Raw genomic sequence first — 23,625 nt, forward strand, 5'->3', positions numbered from 1 at the left:
GTAGCCCGATTCTTACCCAGCCACCGTAGCCGCGCCAATGCCGCCGTTGCGTTGCCTGCCTTTATCTCAGCGCGCCGGTGCGCGTTGCGGGGCGTCCTGGGTCTCCTGCGCGGCAGCCATCGCGGGCTGCGCAGTCGCATTCAAGGCGTTGAGCTGGCGCAGGCTGTCCTGTAGCGGTGTGGCCGTGGCGACCTGCGCGTCCACGTAGGCGGTGCGCTTGTCGGCTCCCAGCGGGTCGCCCTGCACCGCGAACACGCGGCCGGCGTCGTTGCGCAGCACATGGTCGACCTGGGTCAGGCCTTCGCGCTTGGCCGCCAGCAGCAGATGGGTCGCCAGTTGCGGATCGGCCGGCGTCAACCGGGCGTCGATCATGCGCTGCATCGCGTGGTCCGGATGCGCCGGATCGCGGGGATCGGCTGGCGCGCTCGCGGCTGTTGCCCGCGTTGCGGCTGCTGCCTTCGGAGCGGCGTCGACGCCGGCGTCGATCCGGGTCAGCGCGCCGCTGAGCGCGCCATCGGCATCGGCGGCGACGTGGAACAGGCGTTCGCTCAGGCCGTACGGGGAATTGCCGAGATTGCGCGCCAGGCCGATCGCGAATTCCTCGTTGCTCATGCGGGCGTAGTCGCCGGCCCGCTCGCGATCGAACGGGCGCGCCTGTGCGGCTTGCGCGTACTGCTGGCGCAACGCGCCCATCTGCGCCTCGGAGAAGTTCAGGGTCACGTCCTGGCCGGCGGCGATGGCGTCGGCCGCGGTGTCCTTCCTGGCCAGCGCGGCATTGAGCAGTTGCGCCTGATTGGCGTCGACCTTGCCGAAGCCGAGCTGGTAGCGGCGCGCATCGAGGTGTTCGCTGCCGGCGGCATCGAACTGGCGAGTCAGGGTGAGCGGCACGTTGTCGGCGTACTGCAGTTTGCTGGCGACGGTGCTGCTGCCGTCGGCTTGGGTGGCACGTACGTTCTCGCCACTGTTGCGCTGCCCGCCCAGATCCAGGCTTACCGGCCCCAGCCCGAGTTTGGCGCGGGTCTGCGAACTCATGCTCAGGGTGTCGATCCGCTGCACGTCGCTGACCCCGGGCGCCTGTGCCGGCAGCTGGCCGCTGCCGAGGAAATCGCGGTAGGCGGCCTGCGCCTGCGGGTCGCGCAGATCGAAGGTGGCGGTGTGCATGCTGGCCTGGCCGAGCGCGTCCTGGCGGCCGAGCATGGCCTGCGCCACAGGCGTCTTCAGCCCGAGCATCTCGACGTGTTCGATCGCCGCGGTCGGTCCTGTGGCCACGCGCACGTGGTAGGCGTCCAGCCGCTCCGCGGCATAGCTGACGCCCGCCGCATCGGTGTGTTCGCTGCTGCTGGCGAAGTTGCGGAACGAGCTCTCCAGCGAGGTGCGGGCAAAGGCCTGGCCATCGAGCTTGACGCTGCCGCCGACCGGGATGGTGAGCGGATCGAACGGATTGACCGCACGCGCGGCCTCGACACCGGCATCGCCGGGCAGCTTGACGCTGTAGCGCGCGCGCTCGCCGAGCTGGGTCGTGCTGCTGACGCTCGCCGCGTTGCGGCCGGTGGTGGCGGCGTCGAGCTGGTGGCCCTGGCGGAATTCCATCTCCAGGCCGAACTCGGTTTTGCCGTCGGCAGTGCGCCGGCTGGCGCCCACGCTCTGGGTGGCGACAAGCCGGTGCTCGATCGGCCAGGTGCGCCCCAGTACGCGCGATTCGGTGTGCTCCGCGCTGACGCTGCCGTCGGCTGGATTCCACTTCAATGGACCGGCACTGCGACTGCTGCCGGCGCTGGCGAAGGTGGGATCCGTAGCCTGGGCGGGGGGCGTCGTTGAATTCATGCATTCCTCCTGGATAGCGCCTGACGGCGCAAGCGGCGCGGAGGATAGACGGGCCGATGTTGCCGATGCGTCAGGCGTTCGTTATGCCTGCCATGACTACCGGCACATTCGCTATACCCAACTCAACACTAGTATGCATTCCAACCTAGTGGGGGAGCGGTCATGGTCGAGCCGGATGCGCAGCTGAAGAAGTTCCAGAAGGAGCTGAGTGCGGGCACCGTGTCGCTCGCGCTGCTGGCGGTGCTGGCCGAGGCCAAGGAACCCCTGTACGGCTACCTGATCGCCAAGCGCCTGGAAAAAGTCGGCGAGGGCGTGCTCAGCGGCAAGCAGAGCGCGCTGTATCCGGTGCTGCGCAACCTGGAAGCGGCCGGGCTGCTGTCCAGCCATGTCGAACCGTCGGTGGCCGGGCCGCCGCGGCGCTACTACCGCATCACCGAACCCGGCCACGCCACCTTGCAGCAGTGGGCCGCGGCGTGGCGCGCCACTCGCGATTCCGTCGATTCCGTCCTGAAGGGGATTTCAGAATGAGCAGCGAACAACTCCAGGCGCGGCCGTTGCCGGCCACCATTCCCGACTACCTGGCGCAACTGCGCGCGGCGCTGGCCGGCGCCGATCCGGCGCTGGTCCAAGACGCGTTGTACGACGCGGAGGAATACCTGCGCGCCGAGCTGGCCGAGCAGGCCGGCAAGAGCGAGGCCGAGGTCATCGCCGAGGTGGCCGGCAGCTACGGCGCGCCGGAGGAGGTGGCTGCGATCTACCGCGACACCGAGGTCACGGTGAACCGCGCGCTGAAGCCGCCGGCGCCGCCCAAGCGCAAGTCGCTGCTCGGCCGCTTCTTCGGCGTGGCCGCCGATCCGCGCGCCTACGGCGCGTTCTTCTACATGCTGCTGTCGCTGGTCACCGGCATCTTCTACTTCACCTGGGTGACCACCGGGGTCAGCGTCTCGCTGGGCATGCTGGTGCTGATCATCGGCGTGCCGTTGCTGGTGCTGTTCTTTGGTTCGGTGCGGCTGCTGTCGCTAGTGGAAGGGCGCATCGTCGAGGTGTTGCTGGGCGAGCGCATGCCGCGGCGGCCGCTATACAGCGCGCCCGAGCAACCGTGGCTGCGGCGCATCGGACAGATGTTCACCGACGCGCGGACCTGGACCACGATGCTGTATTTCGTGCTGATGCTGCCGCTGGGAATCTTCTACTTCACCGTGTTCATCACGCTGCTGAGTACGGGATTGGCGCTCGCGGCGGCTCCGCTGGGATTTTTCCTGCCGCAGCAGTTCAACGTCATGTTCGTGGACTGGAACGTCACCGAAAGCGCGCCGTGGCTGCTGCCGCTGTGGAGTGCGCTGGGCATCGTGCTGCTGTTCGCCACGCTGCACCTGGCGCGTGGCATTGGCAAGTTGCACGGCATGCTGGCCAAGCACCTGCTGGTGCACAGCTCGGCGCAATGATCGTGTCGCCGCGGCCGGCTGCTGCCGGCCGCGAGCGGTACGCCGCTCAGCCGGCCTTGCGGCTGCCGCGGCGCTTGAGCGGGGTGACGTTGCCGCCCGGCGCCTGCGCGCTGGCGGATGCGTTGGCGGCGATGAACGCACGCACCTGCGGATAGACGATGTCGCGCCAGCGGCGGCCGCTGAAGATGCCGTAATGGCCGGCGCCTTCCACTTCCAGATGCTGGCGGCGGTGCGCGGCGATGCCGGTGCACAGGTCCTGCGCGGCGGCGGTCTGGCCCAGGCCGGAAATGTCGTCCAGTTCGCCTTCGATGCTGAGCAGCGCGGTGTCGCGGATCGCCGCCGGATCCACGCGCTCGCCGCCGATCACCCATTCCCCGCGCGGCAGCAGGAATTCCTGAAACACCACCCGGATCGTGTCCAGGTAGTAGGTCGCCGGCATGTCCAGCACCGCGTTGTATTCGTCGTAGAAGCGGCGGTGCGCCTCGGCGTCCTGCAGGTCGCCCTTGACCAAGTCGGCGTAGAAATCCCAGTGCGACATGAAGTGCCGGCTGGGGTTCATCGCCAGGAACCCGGTGTGCTGCAGGAAGCCCGGATACACCGCGCGTCCATGCCCCGGATACGCCTGCGGCACGGTGTGAATGACGTTGTGCTCGAACCACGACAGCGGATTGCGCGTGGCCAGGTTGTTGACCTGGGTGGGGCTGCGGCGCGCGTCGATCGGCCCGCCCATCATCACCAGCGAGCGCGGCGTGGTCTCGCCGCGTCCGGCCATCAGCGACACCGCGGCCAGCACCGGCACGGTCGGCTGGCACACGCTGATCACGTGCAGCTTGTCGGCGCCGATGTGGCGGATGAAGTCCTGCACGTAGTTGACGTAGTCGTCCAGGCCGAAGTCGCCGTCGCTCTGCGGCACCATGCGCGCGTCGATCCAGTCGGTGACGTAGACCTTGTGGTCGCGCAGCAGGGTGCGCACGGTATCGCGCAGCAGGGTGGCGTGGTGCCCGGACAGCGGCGCCACCACCAGCACGGCGGGCTGCTGCTTGAGCCCGGCCACGACCTTGGCGTCGTCGCTGAAGCGTTTGAAGCGCAGCAGGCGGCAGAACGGCTTGCGCAGCACTTCCTGCTCGACGATCGGCAGCGGGTGGCCGTCGACCTCGACATGGTCCAGCGCCCAGGCCGGCTTCTCGTAGTCCTTGCCGAGCCGGTGCAGCAGTTCGTTGGTGGCGGCCAGACGCTCGGCGCCCGGGAGCGTGGCCCACAGGCTATTGGCGTCGGAGAAGATCTTGGCGTTGGCCGCTGCCTGGTGGACCCAGGGGGCGAGCAGGTTGCGGGTCAGTTCGTGCCACTGGTAGAGCATGCCGGTGTTTCCATCCTGAGCGTATGCTGCCGTGCAGCATATCCTATCCGGTGTGGTTGCACCTTAATGGGGCACCAGACCAATCGTTTCCAGTGCCGCTGCATCCCCCGCCAGCGCTGGCGATAGCCAGCAATGACTGCCGACCGGGCGCAGCCCGAGTGCACCAAACTGGCGCCGGTACCAGCGCGCCGGACGCGGCTGGAAGCCGGCATGGTCGCCGTCGAAGTCGTCCTCGCTGGCGAAGGTCTCCAGGAACGCGACGCCGCCGCACAGTTCGGCCAGGCCCGGCAGGCCCTGGCGCAATTCGCGGTTGGGCACGTAGTGCAGCACGTCCGAACACACCAGCAGGTCCACCGGCGCGCACGGCCGCAGCCAGGCGAAATCGCCGAACCGTGCCGGGCGCAGGTCGCGATGGCGGCCGTAGCGCGCGATCGCATACGCGCTGCTGTCGAAGCCCAGGTAGCGCAGTTTCGGCCGCAGCTTCAGCAGCGGCGCACGCCAGGCGCCTTCGCCGCAGCCGATGTCGAGCACGCTGCGGATCGGCCGTTCCAGGTAGTACTCGGCCTGGGCCACGGCGAGCGCGACCTTGCGCGCCAGGCGCGCGTTGCCGCCGATATCGTCGCGGCGATACCAGCGCTGGAAATAGTCGGCGTCGTACTGTTTGTCCATGCGGGGTCGTGGTCCGTGCGGGGGCGATGCGAATCGGCGAAAATGGCGTGACATCCTACGCCAGCGACCCGGAGCCAGCGCATGCAACTCTATCTGTGGATCAAGTCCCTGCACCTGCTGTTCGTGGTCGCATGGATGGCGGCGGTGTTCTACCTGCCGCGGATCCTGGTCAACATCGCCGAGAGCGCGGGGCAGCCGGAGGTGCAGGCGCGGCTGGTGCTGATGGGGCGGCGCCTGTATCGCTTCGGCCACATGATGTTCGGCCTGGCCTTGCTGCTGGGGCTGACGTTGTGGCTGGGCTACAAGGTGCTGCCCGATTTCCCGACCATGGTCGCGCCCGGCCACAGCGGCTGGCTGCACGCCAAGCTGGGGCTGGTGGGGCTGCTGCTCGGCTACTACATCTTCAGCGGGCGCTGGCTCAAGGGCGTGGCGCAGGCGCGTGCGTTGCCGTCTTCGCGCGCGCTGCGCCTGTTCAACGAAGTGCCGGTGCTGGCGTTGCTGGTGGTGATCTGGTTGGTGTTGGCGAAGCCGTTTTGAGCGGGGATTCGGGATTGGGGATTCGGGATTGAAAATCCCGGTGCCGATTCTTCTCGGGCCGCTAGGCGTTGCGGCTGTCCAGTTGTTTTAGTTCGCTGCGGGCCAGGTCGATCCATTGGCGTTGGTCGCGCTGGTAGTAGCGCGGGGCCAGGCTGGAGCGCTTCAGCGCTTCGTTGAACACTTCGCGCGCGCGCTGCGACTGGCCGGCGCGTTGCAGCAGTTGCGCGTAGCGCACGCGCGCTTCTTCGCCGGGGTAGTCGTCGGCGAGCGCGGCGTACTCTTCCAGCGCCGCGTCGGTCTGGCCCAGCGCCTCGGTGGCGCGCGCGTAGAGCAGGTGGCCGTCGTGCGAGCGGAACTGCGGGTTGGCGGCGATCAGCCGGTCCAGCGTGGCTTTCACCGCGGCCGGCTGGTCCAGGCCGAACTGGGCCTTGGCCAGGCCCAGCAGCAGCCCCGGATCGTCGCGATGGATGCCGCGCAAGCCGCTCTCGAACACCTCGGCCGCCTGCGTGTAGTCGCCGTTGTCCAGGTGCACCTCGGCCAGTTGCCGGCGGTTGTCCACGGTGTCGGCCAGTTCCAGGCGATTGCCGGCGGTGCGCTTGTCGCGGTTCGGATCGAGCGTGGCGCCGACCTTGCGTAGGTGGCGGCGTGCGCGCGGATCGTTGCGCCATTCCGGCAGCAGTTCGGCGATCACGTAGATCAGGATCCCCAGATACGAAAAGATCAGCAGGATGAAGATCCAGTACAGCGGGCGGCCGCTGCGCACCACGTGCACGCAGCAGGCCAGCTGCAAGGCCAGCGACAGCAGGACGATGGGATTCATGGACAACGCTTCCTTGTGTCGCGATCAGGCCGCTTCGTACGCCCCGTAGCCGCGCAGGCGCTCGTAGCGCTTCTGCAGCAGTTGCTCGACCGGCAGCTTTTCCAGCGCGTCCAGTTCGTTGAGCAGCACCGCCTTCAGGCGCTTGGCCATCTGCGTGGGGTTGCGGTGCGCGCCGCCGATCGGCTCGCGCACCACCTTGTCGACCAGGCCCAGCGCGGACAGGCGCTTGGCGGTCAGGCCCAGTTGCTCGGCGGCGTCCTTGGCCTTGCCGGCGTCCTTCCACAGGATCGAGGCGCAGCCTTCCGGCGAGATCACCGAATAGGTGCCGTACTCCAGCATCAGCGTGCGGTCGCCGACGCCGATCGCCAGCGCGCCGCCGGAGCCGCCTTCGCCGATCACGGTGCAGATCACCGGCACTTTCAGTTCGGCCATCTCCAGCAGATTGCGCGCGATCGCCTCGCTCTGCCCGCGTTCTTCCGCGCCGATGCCCGGATAGGCGCCGGGGGTGTCGATGAAGGTCAGCAGCGGCAGCTTGAAGCGCTCGGCCAGCTTCATCAGCCGCAGCGCCTTGCGGTAGCCCTCCGGACGCGGCATGCCGAAGTTGCGCGCGACCTTGGTCTTGGTGTCGCGGCCCTTCTGGTGGCCGATGATGACCACCGGGCGCCCGTCGATGCGGCCCAGGCCGCCGACGATCGCCTTGTCGTCGGCGAACGCGCGGTCGCCGGCCAGTTCCTGGAATTCGTCGCAGAACACGTTGATGTAGTCCAGCGTGTACGGACGCTGCGGATGCCGCGCCAGCTGCGAGATCTGCCACGACGACAGGTCGCGGAAGATCTGCGCGGTGCGCACCCGCAGCTTGTCCTGCAGCGCGCGCACCTCGGTCTCGACGTTGACCGCCGGGCCGGTGCTGGCGTTGCGCAGTTCCTGGATCTTGGCTTCCAGATCGGCGATGGGTTGCTCGAAGTCGAGGTAGTTCGGATTCATTGGAGGCCGTCGTGAACGTAAGGGGCGCAGTTTAGCCGAACCGATGTCCGGCACCCGTACGGGGCCGTGCGGTTTGAGTGCCGGGATTGGGGATTCGGGATTGGGGATTCGTGGGAGCGGGATCCGCGCTGTCCGCAGCGGCAAGAGTTGCCCGGCTTTTTCGAATCCCGAATCCCCAATCCCAAATCCCGGCCGTTCAAGCCCACGGCGGGTTGTACTTGACCTTCACCGCGCGCACGCCCGGATCGGCGCGCAGGGTGTCCAGCAGTTGCGGGTCCACGCGCACCGCGTGGTTGCCGTTGAGGTCGAGCATGCCGGCGACGGCGCCGTGTTCGGATTGCAGCAGCAGGTCCAGGCGCAGCGGCGTCTTGCCGGGGCGGTGGCGCGCCAGCAGCGCGTCGATGCGCTGCCAGGTGCTGCGCTGGCGCAGATCCAGGCGCAGCGACAGGCGCTGCGCGTGGTGGGTGCAGATCTGTTCGTAGTCCCAGCACTGGCGGATGCGCATCGCATAGCCGCCGTTGAATTCGTCCTCGCGCACGCCGCCCTTGACGATCAGGATGCGGTCGCGGGTGAGCAGGTGGCCGAACTCGGCGATGGCGTCGGTGAACGCGCTGCACTCGACCCGGCCGCGGCCGTCCTCGAGTTGCACGAACACCTGGCTGTCGCCCTTGCGCCGCACGCCGACCACCTGGCCGGCGAGGATCGCGCTGGTTTCCGGGCGCCAGGCGCGTTTTTCGCCGTCGCCGCCACCGCCGCGCCCGCCGCCGAATTGCGCGCAGATCTTTTCCAGCGCGCTCAGGTCGCAGCCGACCAGCTCGCGCACTTCCTCGCGGTAGGGATCGAACGGATGGCCGCTGAGGTAGAAGCCCAGCGTCTCGCGCTCGCCGGTCAGCAACTGGCCCAGCGGCCATTCCTTGCTTTCCGACAGATCCAGGTGCAGCGCCGGGGCGCTGGTGTCGGCGCCGCCGAACAGCGAGTTCTGCCCGGAGGCGCGCTCGCGCGCCATCTGCTCGGTGGCCTTCATCACCTCCGGCAGCTGCAACATCAGCGTGGCGCGGTTGCTGCCCAGCCCGTCCATCGCGCCGGCGTTGATCAGCGCTTCCAGGGTGCGCTTGTTGAGCTTGGCCGATTCCACGCGGGTGCAGAAATCCAGCAGCGAGGCGTATTCGCCGCCGCGCTCGCGCTCGGCCACGATCGCCTCGCAGGCGCCGCGGCCCACGCCCTTGATCGCGCCCAGGCCGTACTGGATGGTGTCCGGCGTGGCCGCTTCGAACATGTACGCCGAGGCGTTGAGCCGCGGCGGCAGCACTGTCAGGCCGAGGTTGCGCACCTCGTCGAGGAAGCCGACCACCTTGTCGGTGTTGTCCATGTCCGAGGACAGCGTCGCGGCCATGAACTCGGCCGGGTAGTGCCGCTTCAGCCACGCGGTCTGATAGCTGACCAGCGCGTAGGCGGCGGCGTGCGACTTGTTGAAGCCGTAGCCGGCGAACTTCTCCATCAGGTCGAAGATTTCGTCGGCCTTGGCCTCGCCGACGCCGCCCTTGGCCGCGCCCTCGCGGAAGATCTCGCGGTGCTTGGCCATCTCCGCCGGCACTTTCTTGCCCATCGCGCGGCGCAACAGGTCGGCGCCGCCCAGCGAGTAGGCGCCGACGATCTGCGCCATCTGCATCACCTGCTCCTGGTACACCATGATGCCGTAGGTGTCTTTCAGGATCGCTTCGGTGCGCGGATCGGGGTAGATGATTTCCTGCTGGCCGTGCTTGCGCGCGTTGAAGTCCGGGATCAGGTCCATCGGGCCGGGGCGGTACAGCGACACCAGCGCGATCAGGTCTTCGAAGCGGTCGGGCTTGGCATCCTTCAGCAGCCGGCGCATGCCCGAGGATTCGAACTGGAACACCGCGCCGGTGTTGCCCGAGGCGAAGATGCCCTTGTAGGTGGGCGCGTCGTCGAGCGGGAGCGCGGTGATGTCCACCGGCGGGATGCCGGCGCGCGCATGGCGCACGTTGATCGCCTTCACCGCCCAGTCGATGATGGTCAGCGTGCGCAGGCCGAGGAAGTCGAACTTGACCAGGCCGACCTGCTCGACGTCGTCCTTGTCGAACTGGGTGACCGGGTTCTTGCCCAGGTTGTCGACGTCGTGTTCGGCGAACAGCGGGCAGAAGTCGGACAGCGGCGTCGGCGCGATGACCACGCCGCCGGCGTGCTTGCCGGCGTTGCGGGTCAGGTCCTCCAGCTGCCGCGCCAGATCCATCAGGTCGCGGACGTCGTCCTCGCTCTGGTAGCGCTGGATCAGCTCCGGCGAGGCCATCTCGCTGTCCTTGCCTTCGCCCATCGCGTCCTTCAGCGTGATGCCGAGGATGTTGGGGATCAGCTTGGCCACGCCGTCGACCAGGCCGTACGGGAAGCCGAGCACGCGGCCGCAGTCGCGCACCACCGCCTTGGCCGCCATGGTGCCGTAGGTGATGATCTGGCTGACCCGGTCGCGCCCGTACTTGCGCGCGACGTAGTCGATGACCTCGTCGCGGCGGTCCATGCAGAAGTCGATGTCGAAGTCGGGCATCGACACGCGTTCGGGATTGAGGAAGCGCTCGAACAGCAGGTTGTACGGCAGCGGATCCAGGTCGGTGATCTGCAGCGCCCACGCCACCAGCGAGCCGGCGCCGGAGCCGCGGCCCGGGCCGATCGGGATGCCCTGGTTCTTGCCCCACTGAATGAAGTCGGCCACGATCAGGAAGTAGCCGGGGAAGCCCATCTTGATGATCGTGTCCAGCTCGAACTCGAGCCGGTCGACGTAGTCCTGGCGGGTCTTGCCCGGCGCCAGCGGATTCTTCTCCAGGCGCGCGGCCAGGCCGTCGCGCGACTGGCTGCGGATCCAGCTGTCCAGGGTCTCGTTGTCGGGCACCGGATACGCGGGCAGGAAATAGGTGCCCAGCTGCATCTCGATGTTGCAGCGCTGCGCCAGCGCCAGGGTGTTGTCGAGCGCGTCGGGAATGTCGGCGAACAGCGCGGCCATTTCCTCCGACGACTTCAGGTATTGCTGGTCGCTGTAGTCGCGCGGGCGCTTGGGATCGTCGAGCACGCGGCCGGAGGAAATGCACACGCGCGCTTCGTGCGCGGCGAAGTCGCTGGCGTACAGGAAGCGCACGTCGTTGCTGGCCACCACCGGCAGGCCGCGGGTGCCGGCGGCGTGCAGCGCGAACTGGTTGAACGCTTCCTCGCCGTCGCGGCCGGTGCGGGTCAGTTCCAGGTGCAGGCCGTCGCCGAAGATGCGTTGCCAGTCGGCCAGTTGCTGCTCGGCCAGGTCGTGGCGACCTTCGCTGGCCAGGCGCCCGGCCAGGCTGTCGCGCCCGGCCAGCGCGAACAGGTTGTCGCTGCCGGTCTGCAGCCACTCCGGGCGGATCGCCACGCCGCCTTCGTTGCGTTGGCCTTCCAGCCAGGCACGGGTCAGCAGGCGCGACAGGCTCAGGTAGCCGTCGCGGTTGCGGCACAGCACGGTAAGCCGCCACGGCGTCTCGGCGGCGCTGTCGGCGATCATCAGGTCGGCGCCGGCGATCGGCTTGATGCCCACGCCTTCGGCGGCCTTGTAGAACTTGACCAGCGCGAACAGGTTGTTCAGGTCGGTGACCGCGAGCGCGGGCAACTCCAGTTCGACCGCACGGCTGAGCAGGTTGGCCTGCTTGGCTTTCTTCGGGTCGGCCTGATCCGGTTTCTCGGGCACACGGATGGTCGAATCCGCCAGCGAGAACTCGGTGTGGACGTGCAGATGAGCGAAGCGGGAAGTGGACATGCGGAACCAGAACGATGCCTGGGCAGGTTAGCGGCGAGGGCGGGGACGGGCAAGGCTTGACAGCCGGGATTCGGGAGTCGGGATTGGGGATTCGTCGCGGTCTCAGGCAGTGCTGCGCCGCGTACCGTCGCTGCAGATCCAGCTTGCACGTCTAAGCGAGTTGCAGTGACTCCATCGAATCCCGAATCTCCACTTCCGACTCCCGGCCCGCCAGCGCCATCCTGACCGGCGCGAAGCTGCGCCGATGCTGCGCGCATGGGCCGTGCGCGGCCAGCGCGGCCAGGTGCGCCGGGGTGGCGTAGCCCTTGTGCAGGTCGAAGCCGTAGTGCGGATGCTGTTCGTGCAGGCGTTGCATGATGCGGTCGCGAGTGACCTTGGCCACGATCGAGGCGGCCATGATCGCGCGGTCCAGGCCGTCGCCGCCGATCAGCGCCTCGGCGGCGCAGGGCAGGCCCTTGGGCACCCGGTTGCCGTCGATGCGCGCGAACCCTGCCACGTGCGCCACGCCTTCGACCGCACGGCGCATGCCCAGCATGGTGGCCTGGTAGATGTTCAGCCGGTCGATCTCCTCGGCCTCGATCAGCACCACCTGCCAGGCCAGCGCGCGCTCGACGATGCGCGCGTACAGCGTCTCGCGGCGCGCGGCGGTCAGCTGCTTGGAATCGTCCAGGCCGTTGATGCGGGTGCGCGCCGGATCGAACACCACCGCGGCCACCGCCACCGGCCCGGCCAGCGGCCCGCGCCCGGCTTCGTCGACGCCGGCGTAGAACAGCCGGGATTCGGCATTCGGGATTGGGGATTCGCAGAGCAGTTCCCGCTGCGGCGATGGGGGATCGGAGCGCTTCATGCCGTTGCTTGTCCCGAATCCCGAATCCCCACTCCCGAATCCCGGCCCCCAAGCAACTCGAGCACCGCGTCGGCCGCACGCGCCGAGGCGTCCTGGCGCAGCAACTGGTGCAGGCGCGCGTACTCGGGCTGCAGCGCGGCCACCGCCTGCGGGTCGCGCAGCCAGTGCAGCAGCGCGGCGGCGAGCGCGTCCGGGGTGCAGGCGTCTTGCATCAGTTCCGGCGCCAGGTCGAGGCCGGCGAGGATGTTGGGCAGCGCGTAGCGGTCGACCTTCAGCAGGCCCAGCGCCTTGACGATGCGGTAGGTCAGCGGCGCGACCTTGTAGCCGACCACCATCGGCCGCTTCACCAGCATCGCCTCCAGCGTCGCGGTGCCGGACGCCAGCAGCACCACGTCGGCGGCGAGCAGGGCGGTGCGGGCCTGGCCGTCGAGCAGGTGCGAATACACCACCGGCAACGCCGAGCGCGACAGCTGCTCGGCCAGCAAGGCCTTGCATGCGGGATTGGCCGCCGGCACCACCACGTGCGCGCCCGGCGTCTGCTGCAGTACCTGCCAGGCGGCGGCGAAGAAGGTATCGCCGAGCCGGCCGATCTCGCCCAGGCGGCTGCCCGGCAGCACCGCCAGCACGGTCGCGCCGGCCGGCAGGCCGAGTTCGGCGCGCGCCGCATCGCGATCCTCGTCCAGCGCGATCGCGTCGGCCATCGGGTGGCCGACGAAGCGCGCATCCACGCCATGCCTGGCGTAGATCGGCGGTTCCATCGGGAACAGGCACAGCACCCGGTCGGCGCTGGCGCCGATCTTGGCCGCGCGCCGCTCGCGCCAGGCCCACACCGACGGGCTCACGTAATGCACGGTGCGGATGCCGCGCTGCTTGAGCCAGCGCTCCACGCCGAGGTTGAAGTCGGGCGCATCGATGCCAACGAACACGTCCGGGCGCCAGTCCAGCAGGCGCTGGCGCAGCTCGCGGCGCAGTTTCAGCAGCCGCGGCAGATGCCGCAGCACCTCCATCAGTCCCATCACCGCCAGTTCGCTGGCATCGAACCAGGTCTGGCAACCGGCGTTGCGCATCGCATCGCCGCCGATGCCGGCGAATTCGGCATCCGGATAGCGCGCGCGCAGCGCCTCGATCAGCCCGGCGCCGAGCTGATCGCCGGAGGCTTCGCCGGCGACCAGGGCGATGCGCAGCTTGGCTGCTGCGCCGGGAATCGGGAATGGGGAATGGGGAATGGGTGAGGCAAGAGCGGGACCGTGGCCGGGCGGGCTACCGCTCTTCCCATTCCCCATTCCCGATTCCCCATTCCCGGCACTCATCGCAACAACGGCCGCTCGCTGGCTTCGATGAATTCCAGCATCGCGCGCACGTCCTCGCTGCTTTCGGCCAGCACCGCCAACTGCTGCTTGGCCTCGGCCAGCGGCAGGCCGGCCACGTACAGCGCGCGGTAGGCGCGCTTGATCGCGGCCAGGCGTTCGGTGTCGAAACCGCGGCGCTTGAGGCCTTCGCTGTTGATGCCGCGCGGGCGTCCCAGCGAGTTGCCGCCGACCATGGTGAACGGCGGCACGTCGCCATTGATCAGCGCGCCCATGCCGAGGAAGGCGTGATCGCCGATGCGGCAGAACTGGTGCGCGCCGGCGAAGCCGCTGATGATCACGTGGTCGCCGACTTCGACATGCCCGGCCAGGGTGGTGTTGTTGGAAAACACGCAATGGTCGCCGACCACGCAGTCGTGGGCGACGTGGGTGTAGGCCAGGAACCAGTTGTCGCTGCCGACGCGGGTGATGCCGCCGCCGTTGCCGGTGCCGCGGCTGACGGTGACGAACTCGCGGATCACGTTGCGGTCGCCGACCACCAGTTCGGTGCGTTCGCCGGCGAATTTCTTGTCCTGCGGATCGCCGCCCAGCGCGACGTGGCCGACCAGGTGGTTGCCGCGGCCGATCTTGGTCGGGCCGACGATGCTGCAGTGCGGGCCGATCACGCTGCCTTCGCCGATCTCGACCTCGGCGCCGATCAGGGTGAAGGCGCCGACGCGCACGTCCGCCGCCAGCGTCGCCGACGGGTCGATCACCGCGGTGGGATGGATGAGAGGGGCGTTGTCGCTCATTGCAGGTCTCCTGCCTGGCTCATTCGCGGGTGCCGGCGCACAGCACCTCGGCGCAGGCGACGACCTTGCCGTCCACCTTGGCTTCGCCGTAGTACACGGCCATGTTGCGGATCACCCGCTTGATCTGCACGTGCAGCTCGAGCACATCGCCGGGCACCACCTGGCTGCTGAAGCGGGCGTTGTCGACCTTGACCATGTAGAACAGCTTGGACTGCGCATCGCGGCCTAGCGCGAGCTGGGTCAGTATCCCGCCGGCCTGGGCCAGCGCCTCGATGATCAGCACGCCGGGCATGATCGGCTGGCCGGGGAAATGGCCCTGGAAGAACGGCTCGTTCACGCTGACGTTCTTGTGCGCGACGATCTTGCGGTTCTCGAAGTCGAGCGACACCACCTTGTCCACCAGCAGGAACGGGTAGCGGTGCGGGATCAACTTCTGGATCTGCAGGATGTCCGGCAGGGTCTGGTCGTGGCTCATTGCTTCTCCTTGCTTACAGACAGGATGCGACGGGCCAGGGCATCGAGCTGCTTGAAGCGCGCGGCGTTCTTGCGCCACGTGCGGTTGTCGGTCAACGGAGTGCCGGAGGAATATTCGCCCGGCTCATGGATGGAATTGCGCACCACCGACTTGCCGGTGATCACCACCTTGTCGCAGATTTCCAGGTGGCCGACCACGCCGACCGCGCCGCCGAGCATGCAGTAGCGGCCGATCTTGGCGCTGCCGGCGATGCCGGTGCAGCCGGCGATCGCGCTGTGCGCGCCGATGTGCACGTTGTGCGCGACCTGCACCAGGTTGTCCAGGCGCACGTCTTCCTCAAGCGTGGTGTCTTCCAGCGCGCCGCGATCGACGCAGGCGTTGGCGCCGATCTCGCAATCGTCGCCGATCGTCACGCCGCCGAGCTGCGGCACCTTGATCCAGTGGCCGGCGTCCATCGCCAGGCCGAAGCCATCGGCGCCGAGCACCGCGCCGGGATGGATGCGCACGCGCTTGCCCAGGCGCACGCGGGTGACCAGGGTGACGCGGGCGATCAGTTCGCAGCCGTCGCCGACCTGGCAATCGTCGCCGATCACGCAGCCCGGACCGATCACGCAGCCGTCGCCGATCACGCTGCGCGCGCCGATGCTGACGAAGGCGCCGATATGCGCGCCGGCGGCGATCTGCGCGCTGGGGTCGATGCTGGCGCTGGGATGGATGCCGGGCGGACGCGCCGGCGCCACGTCGAACAGCGCGGCGATCTTGGCGAAGGCGACGTACGGATCGCGCGCGATCAGCGCAGTGCCGCGCGCGGCTTCGGCATCGTCAGCGCGCAGCACCACCACCGCCGCGGCGCTGTCGGCGAGCTGCGCGCGATAGCGCGGATTGGCGAGGAAACTGAGCTGGCCGGGACCGGCATGCGCCAGCGTGGCGACGCCATGCACGGCGACCGCGCCGTCGCCATGCACCTGCAGGCCGAAGCGCTCGGCGATCTCGTGTGCGGTATGGGAAGGAGTATTCACGCAGCGATTCTACCGTGTGCCATCGGCACGGTCATGCTGCCCCTGCGAGCAGGCACCGCGGTCCGCGTCAGCCGCCGCCCGCCGATTGCAGAAAAGACCTGTCATGTCCAGGCCAAGATCGCAGCCAACTGACCGCAGACAAGCCCCCTTTAGTAAAGGGGGCGCGCCGACAGGCGCGGGGATTTGGAAGAAAACGAGCCGGGGCCCGCGATTCGCGCAGCGAATCGTGGGGCGTCAGCGCGAATGCGTTGACGCGCTCCCCCCTTTAGTAAAGGGGGCGCGCCGACAGGCGCGGGGATTTGGGAGAAGACGAGCCGGGGCCCGCGATTCGCGCAGCGAATCGTGGGGCGTCAGCGCGAACGCGATGACGCGCTCCCCCCTTTAGTAAAGGGGGCGCGCCGAAGGCGCGGGGATTTGGAAGGCCAAGCCCCCGGGCCCATGCTCCCGCGCAGCGGGAGCATGGGGCCACCAGGGCAGCGCCCTGGCGGCGGGTGGGCAGTTCCTAGAACTGCCCACCAAAGGTGAACTGCAGACGCTCGATCTCGTCGTTGTCTTCCTTCTTCAGCGGCAGCGCGTAGCTGATCGAGATCGGGCCGACCGGTGCGCGCCACAGCAACGCCACGCCGGTGGAGGCGCGCAGTTCGTTGGTCTTGTAGTTATCGACGCCGTTGAACACGTTGCCGACGTCGACGAACGCGGAGACGCGCGCCGAAGGGCTGTCGAACAGCTTCGGGAAGTACAGTTCCGCCGAGCCCACGGTCTTGAACGAGCCACCCAGCGGCTGCCCGCGGCTGTACGAGGCGGTGGCTTCCGAACGCGGACCGAGGGTGTTGTCCTCGAAGCCGCGCACCGAGTTGGTGCCGCCGGCGTAGAAGTTCTCGTAGAACGGCAGGCCCGACGCGGTGACCGTGCGGGTGGTGCCGTCGGCGTTGGTGATGGTGCGGCTGACGTCGCTGCCGTAGCTGTCGCCGTAGCCGAACTCGGCGCGGGTGTTGAGCACGATCGACGGGATGATCGGCCAGTACTTGGAGATCTGGTAGTTCAGCTTCCAGTACTCGACGGTGGAGCCGGGCAGGGTGGCTTCCAGGCCCACGCGCTGGTACATGCCGCGGGTCGGCATGAAGTAGTCGTTGCGGGTGTCGCGCGCCCAGCCCAGTTCGCTGCGCCAGGCGTGGAAGGTCTTCTGCCCGATCGCGTCGATGTAGTTGATGATCGCCTGCGGCGTGTAGCCGGGATAGGTGGTGATCTGGTTGCTGTCGATGCCGAACATCAGCGAGACGGTGTCGTTCTCGGTGATCGGCACGCCGAAGATCATCTGCGCCGCGCCGTTCTTGCTGTTGTACTGGGCGGTACCGAAGTCGGAGTAGTCCAGCTTGCGGTAGGAGATGTTGTAGCCCAGCGACACGCCGTCGTCGGTGAAGAACGGGTTGGTGTAGGAGAACGCGTAGCGCTCCTGGTAGCTGCTGCGCGAGGCGTCCACCGAGACGCGGTTGCCGCCGCCCAGGAAGTTGTTCTGCGACAGCTGGATCGAGGTGGTGACGCCGTAGGTCTGCGAATAGCCCAGGCCGAAGGTGAAGCTGCCCGAGGTGGTTTCCTTGACGCTGTAGACCACGTCGACCTTGTCGTTGCTGCCCGGCACCGGCGGCGTTTCCACGTCCACCGCTTCGAAGTAGCCCAGGCGCTGCAGGCGGACCTTGGAACGGTCGATCGCGGCCTGCGAGTACCAGCTGTTCTCGAACTGGCGCATCTCGCGGCGCAGCACTTCGTCGGAGGTGCGGGTGTTGCCCTTGAACACGATGCGGCGGACCGACACGCGCGGGCCCGGCACCACCTGCAGATTGATCGCGACGGTGCGCTTCTCGCGGTCGGTGGTGGGGACCGGGTTGACCTTGGCGAAGGCGTAGCCGATGTTGCTCAAGGTGTTGGTGATCGCGTCGGAGCTGAATTCCAGCAGCGCGCGCGAGAAGGTGTCGCCCGGCTTCGGGATCACCAGCTTCTCGACCTCTTCCTGCGGCAGCACGGTGTCGCCGGTGACCTTGATGTCGGAGATCTTGTACTGCTCGCCCTCGGTGATGCCGGCGGTCAGGTACATGTCGCGCTTGTCGGGGCTGATCGCCACCTGGGTGGAATCGACGCTGAAATCGACGTAGCCGCGGTCCAGGTACCAGGAGTTGAGTTTCTCCAGGTCGCCGGACAGCTTTTCCTTGGAGTACTGGTCGTCGCGGCGGTACCACGACAGCCAGTTGTGCTCGCGCGACTCCCAGTTCTCCAGGATGTCGTCGGTGGCGAACTTCTCGGTGCCGATCAGGTTGACGTGCTGGATCTTGGCGGCCTTGCCTTCCTTGATCGCGATCGCCACGTCGACCCGGTTGCGGTCCAGCGGGCTCACCGTCGGGGTGATCTCGACGTTGTACTTGCCGCGGTTGTTGTACTGGCGGGTCAGTTCCTGGGTCACCCGGTCCAGGCTCAGCCGGTCGAAGGTACCGCCCTCGGTCAGGCCGATGTCGGACAGGCCCTTGAGCAGCTCTTCGCTCTTGATGTCCTTGTTGCCGGTGACGGTCAGCTTGTTGATCGCCGGACGTTCCTTGACCGTGACCACCAGGATGTTGCCCTGGCGATCGACCTGCACGTCCTCGAAGAAGCCGGTGCGGTACAGCGCGCGGATCGCTTCGCCGACCTTGGCGTCGTCGACCGTGTCGCCGCGTTCCACCGGAAGATAGGTGAACACGGTGCCGGAGGAGATGCGTTGCAACCCGTCGACGCGGATGTCGCTGGCGGTGAAGGGCTCCGTCGCCTGGGCCAGAACCGGCAAGCTGAGGCTGGCGGCAAGGGCGAGGGCTAGCAGGCGGCGAGTGGGAAATCTCGTCATGTCACGTCCGGTAGAGGTCGATATCGTTGTTGCATGGGCGCCGGCGTAAGACGACGACAGCGGGGTCGAGTGGATCAGCATCGGGTTCATCGCAGGACCTGGCCGAAGATGTCGTTGTAAAACGCCAACCCCATCAGCCCGGCCAGCATCGTCAGACCGACGAACTGCCCCGCAGCCATGGCACGCTCGCTCAGCGGGCTGCCCTTGACCAACTCAATAAGGTAATACAGCAAGTGCCCGCCGTCCAAGATTGGAATCGGCAGCAGGTTCATGATCGCCAGGCTCAGCGACAGCAGCGCCAGGAAATACAGGAACCAGTCCGGCCCCTGCTGGGCCGAGACGTTGGCCACCTTGGCGATGGTGATCGGCCCGGACACGTTCTTGATCGAGGCCTGTCCGGTCAGCATGCGCCGGATCAGCCCCAGGGTATCCCCGGCCAGCTTGCCGGTTTCGCGGAACGCGACCGGGATCGCCGCCAGCGGGCCGTACTGCAGCTTGGCGTCGAACGCCGGCGGCGGGCGGTCCTCCTGGCCGAGGTCCACGCCCAGCGACAGGCCCTTCAGGCGCGGGTCCTTGCTGGGGGTGAGACGCACCTCCAGCGCCAGCCGTTCGCCGTTGCGCTCGACCTCGACCAGGCCGCTGCCGCCGTTCTTGGCCAGCGCCCGGACCTGCGGCGCAACCTGGTCGGCACCGGCGACCGCGGCGCCATCCACCGCCAGGATGAGGTCGCCGGGGCGCAGCACGCCATCGGCCGCCGAACCCGGGGTCACCTTGGCGACGATCGCCGGCTGCAGGCTGAACCGCCAGGTGAGGCCGGCCAGGCGCGGCACCTGCTGTTCGTCGAAGCCGGCAGGCAGCTGCGACAGGCGCAGCGTATGCACGCGGCTGGCGCCGTCGCGCGTGTCCTCGGTCTGGATGCGCACGTCGGCGGCGTCCATCGCCGCCACGGTCAGCTGCATGCTGGCATCGCTCCAGCTGGAGACCTCGCGCTTGCCGATGCGCACGATGCGCTCGCCAGGCTGCAGCCCGGCCTGCAGCGCCAGGCCCTCGGCGCGGCCGACCACCGCCGCGTAATCCTGCTTGCCAATCACGAACATCGCCCACAGCAGCGCCACGCACAGCACCAGATTGGCGATCGGGCCGGCGGCGACGATGGCGATGCGCTGCCACACGCTCTTGCTGTTGAAGGCCCGGTCGCGCTCGGCCGGGGCGACCTCGCCCTCGCGTTCGTCGAGCATCTTCACGTAGCCGCCCAGCGGAATCGCGGCGATCGCGAACTCCGTGCCGTGGCGGTCGTAGTACGACCACAGCGGCTTGCCGAAGCCCACCGAGAAGCGCAGCACCTTGACCCCGCAGCGGCGGGCGACCCAGAAGTGGCCGAACTCGTGGAAGGTCACCAGGATGCCCAGGCTGACGATCATCCACCAGACGGACCCGATGAAGTCACCCATGCGCGTGGCTCATAGGGGCGTGCGTGTCAGACATGGGCAGGCTGGCGGGCAATGGCGAGTTCGGTGATCTTGCGCGATTGCGCGTCCGCCGCCAGCAGCGCGTCCAGGGAGTCGGCCGCGCCCGCGGGCAGCACGGTCAGGGCGTTCTCGACCAGCGCAGGAATCGATAGGAAACCGATACGGCCCTGAAGAAAAGCTGAAACAGCCACTTCGTTGGCCGCATTCAGGATCGCCGGGGCGCTGCCGCCGACCTGCATCGCGCGCCAGGCCAGGCCCAGGCAGGGGAAGGCGTCCAGGTCCGCGGGTTCGAAGTCCAGGCGGCCATGGGCCAGCAGGTCAAGTCCGGCGACCCCGGATTCGATCCGCTGCGGCCAGCCCAAACCCACCGCCAGGGTGGTACGCATGTCCGGCAAACCCATCTGCGCCAAGGTGGAACCGTCGATGAACTCCACCAGCGAGTGCACCAGGCTCTGCGGGTGCACCAGCACCTCGATGCGCGAAGGCGGCAGCGCGAACAGGTGGTGCGCCTCGATCACTTCCAGGCCCTTGTTCATCAGGGTGGCCGAGTCGACCGAGATCTTCGGGCCCATCGACCACTTCGGATGCGCCACCGCCTGCGCCGGGGTCACGCCCTGCAGCCGGCTGCGGTCCCAGCCGCGGAACGGGCCGCCGGAAGCGGTCAGCAGCACCCGCCGCACTTCGGCGCCGGTCTGGCGCGAGCGCAGGCACTGGAAGATCGCGCTGTGTTCGCTGTCGATCGGGATGATTTCGGCGCCGGCCGCGGCGGCCGTGGCGGTGACCAGTTCGCCGGCCAGCACCAGCGATTCCTTGTTGGCCAGCAGCAGGCGCTTGCCGGCGCGGGCCGCGGCCAGGGTCGAGGCCAGGCCGGCGGCGCCGACGATGGCGGCGACCACGCTGTCGCAGGCGTCGCTGGCCACCAGTTGCTCCAGCGCGGCGGCGCCGGCATGCGCTTCGGTGCGCAACCCGGCGTCGCGCAGGCCGTCGCGCAGCGCCGGGTACAGGGCCGGGTCGGCGATCACCGCGTGCGCCGGCCGGTGCGCGGCGCACAGCGCCAGCAGCCCGGCGACGTTGCTGCCGGCGGCCAGCACGCTGGCGCGCAGCCGCTGCGGGTGGCGCGCGATCACGTCCAGCGCGGAGGCGCCGATCGAGCCGGTGGCGCCGAGCACGGCGATGGAGCGGACGGCGTCGGCCATGTTCAGAATCCGAAGATCTCTTTACCCAGCGCGAAGATCGGCAGCGCCGCCAGCACGCCGTCGACGCGGTCCAGCACGCCGCCATGGCCGGGGATCACGTTGCCCGAGTCCTTGGCACCGACATGGCGCTTGAGCAGGCTCTCGAACAGGTCGCCGACCACCGAGGCCAGCACGCTGACCGCGGCCACGATCAGCAGGCCGGGCAGCTGCGGCAGGGTGACCCCGGCCAGCCAGCCGAAGCCGGCGGCGCAGATCAGGCCGGCCAGCAGTCCGCCGATCAGGCCTTCGACGGTCTTGTTGGGGCTGATCCGCGGCGCCAGCTTGTGCTTGCCGAACTGGCGCCCGGCGAAATAGGCGCCGGAATCGGCGGCCCACACCGTGACCAGCGCGGTCAGCAGCCAGCGGTGCCCGTTCGGCTCGCTGGCATGGATCAGGCCCAGCGCGGCCCAGGCCGGGACGATCGCCAGGGTGCCGGCAGCGAGCTTGAACACCCGCGCGTAGGTGGCGTGGTCGGAGCCGAACTGGAAGAAGCGCAGCCACAGCAGCGCCACGCACCACCAGCCGACGCCGACCAGGGTGGTCAGCTGGAACAGCACCAGCGAGCCGGCCGAGGCCCACACCAGCAGCACCATCAGCAGCAGGTTCAGCACCAGCAGGATGGTGCGCGGCAAGGTGTCGTCGACCTCCGCCAGCTTCAGCCACTCCCACAGGCCGATCAGGAAGATCAGCGCGGCCAGGGCCGCCAGCCATTGCGTCGGCAGCAGCAGGATGGCGCAAATGGCCAGCGGGGCCATGATCAGCGCGGCGATGACACGGGTACGGGTCATGCGGATGTGTTCTCCGTCGCCGGGGCGACTTGCGCGCTGGTCAGGCCGAAACGCCGCTCGCGGCTGGCGTAGTCGTCCAGGGCTTGTTGCAGCACCTCGGCGCCGAACTCGGGCCAGAGGGTCTCGGTGAACCACAGTTCGGTGTAGGCCAGCTGCCACAGCAGGAAATTGCTGATGCGCACGTCGCCGCCGGTGCGGATGAACAGGTCCGGCGGCGGCAGGTCGGCCAGCGCCATGTGCGCCGACAGCATGTTCTCGTCGATCTGCTCGGGGCGCAGGCGTCCGGCCGCGACCTCTTCGGCCAGCGCCCGCGCGGCCTGCGCGATGTCCTGGCGGCCGCCATAGCTGGCCGCAATCGACAGGTGCAGGGCCTGGTTGTGCTCGGTGCCGGCTTCGGCCTGGGCCATGCGCTGGCGCAGCGACGGCGCGAAGCGCGAACGGTCGCCGATGAAGCGCACGCGCACGCCGCGCCGCTGCAGTTCCTCGACCTCGCGATCCAGCGCGTGCAGGAACAGCTTCATCAGCGCGTCCACTTCTTCCTGCGGCCGGCCCCAGTTCTCGCTGGAGAAGGCGAACAGGGTCAGCGCGGGGATGCCGCGCTCCAGGCAGAAGTCGATGGTGCGGTTGACCGCGCGCGCGCCGGCGCGGTGGCCGATCACGCGCGGCCGGCGGCGGCGCTGCGCCCAGCGGCCGTTGCCATCCATGATGATGGCGATGTGGCGGGGCAGGGACATGGAAGAGGGGTCCGAAGGCATGGCCGCGAGGCGCAGGCTCAGACCGCCATCAGTTCCTGTTCCTTGCCCTTGACCACGTCGTCGACGTCCTTGATCGCCTTGTCGGTCAGCTTCTGGATGTCATCCTCGGCGGCGCGGGCCTCGTCCTCGGTGACATTCTTGTCCTTCAGCAGATCCTTGATCTGTTGGTTGGCGTCGCGGCGGATGTTGCGGATCGCGACCTTGCTGTCCTCGCCTTCGCTATGCACGACCTTGGACAGCTCGCGGCGGCGTTCTTCGGTCAGCGCGGGCAGGTTGAGGCGGATGGTGGTGCCGGAGGTGTTCGGGGTCAGGCCCAGGTCCGAGGCCAGGATCGCCTTCTCCACCGCGCTGACCATCTGCTTTTCCCACGGGCTGATGGTCAGCGAGCGGGCATCGGCCACGGCCACGCTGGCGACCTGGCTCAGCGGCATTTCCGAGCCGTAGTAATTGACTTTCAGGTGTTCGACCAGAGCGGTCGAAGCGCGGCCGGTACGCACCTTGATGAGCGTATGGCGCAGCGCATCGATGCTCTTGGCCATGCGGGTCTGTGCGTCTTGTTTGATTTCGTTGAGCATCGCCGGTGTCCGTGCTGAATCTGAATCGGACGATTATAGCCTGCTGGGAATGGGGAATCGGGAATGGGGAAT

General features: G+C 68.3%; 20 protein-coding genes. 3 read left to right on the forward strand and 17 right to left on the reverse strand.

What is annotated here, in order from left to right:
• Window positions 1-66: 66 nt before the first annotated feature.
• On the reverse strand, window positions 67-1,824 hold the full coding sequence (locus tag HEP74_RS07595) for an XVIPCD domain-containing protein (protein WP_185815901.1): 1,758 nt from the start codon (window positions 1,822-1,824) through the stop codon (window positions 67-69).
• A gap of 162 nt (window positions 1,825-1,986) precedes the next feature.
• Between HEP74_RS07595 and HEP74_RS07600 the strand changes: the two genes are divergently transcribed.
• Window positions 1,987-2,352 (forward strand): PadR family transcriptional regulator, encoded by a 366-nt coding sequence (locus HEP74_RS07600; protein ID WP_053834570.1) that lies wholly within the window; start codon window positions 1,987-1,989, stop codon window positions 2,350-2,352.
• A complete protein-coding gene (locus HEP74_RS07605; RefSeq protein ID WP_185815902.1) occupies window positions 2,349-3,269 on the forward strand; it encodes a sensor domain-containing protein in 921 nt (306 codons plus the stop codon). The genes HEP74_RS07600 and HEP74_RS07605 overlap by 4 nt, the downstream gene beginning before the upstream one ends.
• A gap of 46 nt (window positions 3,270-3,315) precedes the next feature.
• On the opposite strand, the gene HEP74_RS07610 is transcribed toward HEP74_RS07605, so the two are convergent.
• Window positions 3,316-4,626, reverse strand: a complete 1,311-nt coding sequence (locus tag HEP74_RS07610) for a polyhydroxyalkanoate depolymerase (RefSeq protein WP_185815903.1) — start codon at window positions 4,624-4,626, stop codon at window positions 3,316-3,318.
• Between the two features lie 63 nt (window positions 4,627-4,689).
• Window positions 4,690-5,295, reverse strand: a complete 606-nt coding sequence (locus HEP74_RS07615) for a class I SAM-dependent DNA methyltransferase (RefSeq protein ID WP_185815904.1) — start codon at window positions 5,293-5,295, stop codon at window positions 4,690-4,692.
• Between the two features lie 81 nt (window positions 5,296-5,376).
• Here HEP74_RS07615 and HEP74_RS07620 point away from each other — a divergent pair, with 81 nt between their 5' ends.
• Window positions 5,377-5,832, forward strand: a complete 456-nt coding sequence (locus HEP74_RS07620) for a HemJ family protein (protein ID WP_185815905.1) — start codon at window positions 5,377-5,379, stop codon at window positions 5,830-5,832.
• A 61-nt stretch (window positions 5,833-5,893) separates the two neighbouring features.
• Here the strand turns inward: HEP74_RS07620 and HEP74_RS07625 are convergent, their stop codons facing one another.
• The 14 genes from HEP74_RS07625 to frr form a co-directional block, all read right to left on the reverse strand.
• Window positions 5,894-6,652, reverse strand: coding sequence for a tetratricopeptide repeat protein (locus HEP74_RS07625; protein ID WP_185815906.1), 759 nt, complete (start codon window positions 6,650-6,652; stop codon window positions 5,894-5,896).
• Between the two features lie 24 nt (window positions 6,653-6,676).
• Window positions 6,677-7,636, reverse strand: a complete 960-nt coding sequence (locus HEP74_RS07630; protein ID WP_185815907.1) for an acetyl-CoA carboxylase carboxyltransferase subunit alpha — start codon at window positions 7,634-7,636, stop codon at window positions 6,677-6,679.
• Window positions 7,637-7,832: 196 nt separating this feature from the next.
• Window positions 7,833-11,423, reverse strand: coding sequence for a DNA polymerase III subunit alpha (dnaE, locus tag HEP74_RS07635; RefSeq protein ID WP_185815908.1), 3,591 nt, complete (start codon window positions 11,421-11,423; stop codon window positions 7,833-7,835).
• 151 nt (window positions 11,424-11,574) lie between these two features.
• Complete coding sequence (rnhB, locus tag HEP74_RS07640; RefSeq protein WP_185815909.1) at window positions 11,575-12,270, reverse strand: ribonuclease HII; 696 nt, start codon at window positions 12,268-12,270, stop codon at window positions 11,575-11,577.
• Complete coding sequence (gene lpxB / locus HEP74_RS07645) at window positions 12,267-13,553, reverse strand: lipid-A-disaccharide synthase (RefSeq protein ID WP_185815910.1); 1,287 nt, start codon at window positions 13,551-13,553, stop codon at window positions 12,267-12,269. Before lpxB ends, rnhB begins: the two co-directional genes overlap by 4 nt.
• 23 nt (window positions 13,554-13,576) lie before the next feature.
• Window positions 13,577-14,368, reverse strand: a complete 792-nt coding sequence (gene lpxA / locus HEP74_RS07650) for an acyl-ACP--UDP-N-acetylglucosamine O-acyltransferase (RefSeq protein WP_185815911.1) — start codon at window positions 14,366-14,368, stop codon at window positions 13,577-13,579.
• A gap of 19 nt (window positions 14,369-14,387) precedes the next feature.
• Complete coding sequence (gene fabZ, locus HEP74_RS07655; protein WP_185815912.1) at window positions 14,388-14,843, reverse strand: 3-hydroxyacyl-ACP dehydratase FabZ; 456 nt, start codon at window positions 14,841-14,843, stop codon at window positions 14,388-14,390.
• Complete coding sequence (gene lpxD, locus HEP74_RS07660) at window positions 14,840-15,862, reverse strand: UDP-3-O-(3-hydroxymyristoyl)glucosamine N-acyltransferase (RefSeq protein ID WP_185815913.1); 1,023 nt, start codon at window positions 15,860-15,862, stop codon at window positions 14,840-14,842. Before lpxD ends, fabZ begins: the two co-directional genes overlap by 4 nt.
• A gap of 502 nt (window positions 15,863-16,364) precedes the next feature.
• Window positions 16,365-18,731, reverse strand: a complete 2,367-nt coding sequence (gene bamA / locus HEP74_RS07665; protein WP_185815914.1) for an outer membrane protein assembly factor BamA — start codon at window positions 18,729-18,731, stop codon at window positions 16,365-16,367.
• An 86-nt stretch (window positions 18,732-18,817) separates the two neighbouring features.
• Window positions 18,818-20,182, reverse strand: coding sequence for an RIP metalloprotease RseP (gene rseP / locus HEP74_RS07670; protein WP_185815915.1), 1,365 nt, complete (start codon window positions 20,180-20,182; stop codon window positions 18,818-18,820).
• 26 nt (window positions 20,183-20,208) lie between these two features.
• Complete coding sequence (dxr, locus tag HEP74_RS07675; protein ID WP_185815916.1) at window positions 20,209-21,396, reverse strand: 1-deoxy-D-xylulose-5-phosphate reductoisomerase; 1,188 nt, start codon at window positions 21,394-21,396, stop codon at window positions 20,209-20,211.
• 2 nt (window positions 21,397-21,398) lie between these two features.
• Window positions 21,399-22,223: a phosphatidate cytidylyltransferase gene (locus HEP74_RS07680; RefSeq protein ID WP_185815917.1), complete on the reverse strand. Its 825-nt coding sequence runs from the start codon at window positions 22,221-22,223 to the stop codon at window positions 21,399-21,401.
• The gene (uppS, locus tag HEP74_RS07685; RefSeq protein ID WP_185815918.1) at window positions 22,220-22,978 is read right to left on the reverse strand and encodes a polyprenyl diphosphate synthase; all 759 of its coding nucleotides are present in this window, start codon (window positions 22,976-22,978) and stop codon (window positions 22,220-22,222) included. The genes HEP74_RS07680 and uppS overlap by 4 nt, the downstream gene beginning before the upstream one ends.
• A gap of 17 nt (window positions 22,979-22,995) precedes the next feature.
• Window positions 22,996-23,553, reverse strand: coding sequence for a ribosome recycling factor (gene frr / locus HEP74_RS07690; protein ID WP_185815919.1), 558 nt, complete (start codon window positions 23,551-23,553; stop codon window positions 22,996-22,998).
• Window positions 23,554-23,625 lie beyond the last annotated feature (72 nt).

It is taken from the genome of Xanthomonas sp. SS, from assembly GCF_014236835.1.
In the GTDB taxonomy this organism is placed as follows: domain Bacteria; phylum Pseudomonadota; class Gammaproteobacteria; order Xanthomonadales; family Xanthomonadaceae; genus Xanthomonas_A.

Bases quoted from the DNA above. Each gene is read 5' to 3' on its own strand.
- HEP74_RS07595 (WP_185815901.1), bottom strand. From the start codon at position 1,824: ATGAATTCAACGACGCCCCCCGCCCAGGCTACGGATCCCACCTTCGCC.
- HEP74_RS07600 (WP_053834570.1), top strand. From the start codon at position 1,987: ATGGTCGAGCCGGATGCGCAGCTGAAGAAGTTCCAGAAGGAGCTGAGT.
- HEP74_RS07605 (WP_185815902.1), top strand. From the start codon at position 2,349: ATGAGCAGCGAACAACTCCAGGCGCGGCCGTTGCCGGCCACCATTCCC.
- HEP74_RS07610 (WP_185815903.1), bottom strand. From the start codon at position 4,626: ATGCTCTACCAGTGGCACGAACTGACCCGCAACCTGCTCGCCCCCTGG.
- HEP74_RS07615 (WP_185815904.1), bottom strand. From the start codon at position 5,295: ATGGACAAACAGTACGACGCCGACTATTTCCAGCGCTGGTATCGCCGC.
- HEP74_RS07620 (WP_185815905.1), top strand. From the start codon at position 5,377: ATGCAACTCTATCTGTGGATCAAGTCCCTGCACCTGCTGTTCGTGGTC.
- HEP74_RS07625 (WP_185815906.1), bottom strand. From the start codon at position 6,652: ATGAATCCCATCGTCCTGCTGTCGCTGGCCTTGCAGCTGGCCTGCTGC.
- HEP74_RS07630 (WP_185815907.1), bottom strand. From the start codon at position 7,636: ATGAATCCGAACTACCTCGACTTCGAGCAACCCATCGCCGATCTGGAA.
- dnaE (WP_185815908.1), bottom strand. From the start codon at position 11,423: ATGTCCACTTCCCGCTTCGCTCATCTGCACGTCCACACCGAGTTCTCG.
- rnhB (WP_185815909.1), bottom strand. From the start codon at position 12,270: ATGAAGCGCTCCGATCCCCCATCGCCGCAGCGGGAACTGCTCTGCGAA.
- lpxB (WP_185815910.1), bottom strand. From the start codon at position 13,553: ATGGGGAATGGGAAGAGCGGTAGCCCGCCCGGCCACGGTCCCGCTCTT.
- lpxA (WP_185815911.1), bottom strand. From the start codon at position 14,368: ATGAGCGACAACGCCCCTCTCATCCATCCCACCGCGGTGATCGACCCG.
- fabZ (WP_185815912.1), bottom strand. From the start codon at position 14,843: ATGAGCCACGACCAGACCCTGCCGGACATCCTGCAGATCCAGAAGTTG.
- bamA (WP_185815914.1), bottom strand. From the start codon at position 18,731: ATGACGAGATTTCCCACTCGCCGCCTGCTAGCCCTCGCCCTTGCCGCC.
- rseP (WP_185815915.1), bottom strand. From the start codon at position 20,182: ATGGGTGACTTCATCGGGTCCGTCTGGTGGATGATCGTCAGCCTGGGC.
- dxr (WP_185815916.1), bottom strand. From the start codon at position 21,396: ATGGCCGACGCCGTCCGCTCCATCGCCGTGCTCGGCGCCACCGGCTCG.
- HEP74_RS07680 (WP_185815917.1), bottom strand. From the start codon at position 22,223: ATGACCCGTACCCGTGTCATCGCCGCGCTGATCATGGCCCCGCTGGCC.
- uppS (WP_185815918.1), bottom strand. From the start codon at position 22,978: ATGCCTTCGGACCCCTCTTCCATGTCCCTGCCCCGCCACATCGCCATC.
- frr (WP_185815919.1), bottom strand. From the start codon at position 23,553: ATGCTCAACGAAATCAAACAAGACGCACAGACCCGCATGGCCAAGAGC.